We start from the raw sequence: 716 nt of genomic DNA on the forward strand, positions 1-716 counted from the left end.
AGACGAAAAATATAATGATGAGATTTACGGTACTTACGAACAACAACACCGTTTGCGTCCTTGTGATGTGCTTTAAAAATTCTAAAGGGCGCTTTTAAAAGCGCCTCCCCTTTTCCCATCAATAATTGATTAGAGTAAACTTATGACCACACATGATACTCATATTCATAGTGAAGGATATCTCACGCCTGAAAACGAGGTAGACAACAAAATCGGTTATGTCCAAATGGTCAATGCCCATGTAATGCATAGGTACTTACATTTGAAACAAGATTTTTCCACTTGGTTTAATGATTGTGTTGAAAAGCTTGATCTAAAAGAAGGCGTGGATTTTGTTTTTACAAAACAAGAATGGAACAGACAGAAGATTTGTCCAAAATCTGAAATAGAAACAGATAAAACTGATAATCATTACTTCAAAATTCACGCAGCAAAGAAAATCGCTAAAGCAGAGCGCCATAGAAACTATGGCAGAATATTATACCAAAACTTATGTTTTTCTTAATTAAGGGGGTGATGATGCGAAACTTTATTACAATATCTGAAAACAATTTTCAAAACACAACTGTTCCAACCATGTCTAGTCGTGAAATTGCAGAGTTATGCGGTAAGCAACATGCGCATATTATGCGTGATATTCGACAAATGTTAGGAGAATTATATCCTGAAGGGGGTCAATCCAAATTTGGATCCACCTATTTAGATAAACAGGGTAA

Annotated in this window: 2 protein-coding genes; both read left to right on the top strand. The window is 35.3% G+C overall.

Annotated elements, in window-relative coordinates; all coding sequences use genetic code 11:
- Window positions 1–142: 142 nt before the first annotated feature.
- Entirely contained in the window at window positions 143–505 is a 363-nt protein-coding gene (locus ACFIJZ_RS10025; protein WP_375632021.1) for an antA/AntB antirepressor family protein, read from the top strand.
- A gap of 14 nt (window positions 506–519) precedes the next feature.
- Window positions 520–716 (top strand): Rha family transcriptional regulator (locus ACFIJZ_RS10030; RefSeq protein ID WP_375632023.1); only part of this gene is annotated, 197 nt, incomplete at its 3' end.

It is taken from the genome of Bartonella sp. CL70QHWL (assembly GCF_042194855.1).
Classification (GTDB): domain Bacteria; phylum Pseudomonadota; class Alphaproteobacteria; order Rhizobiales; family Rhizobiaceae; genus Bartonella.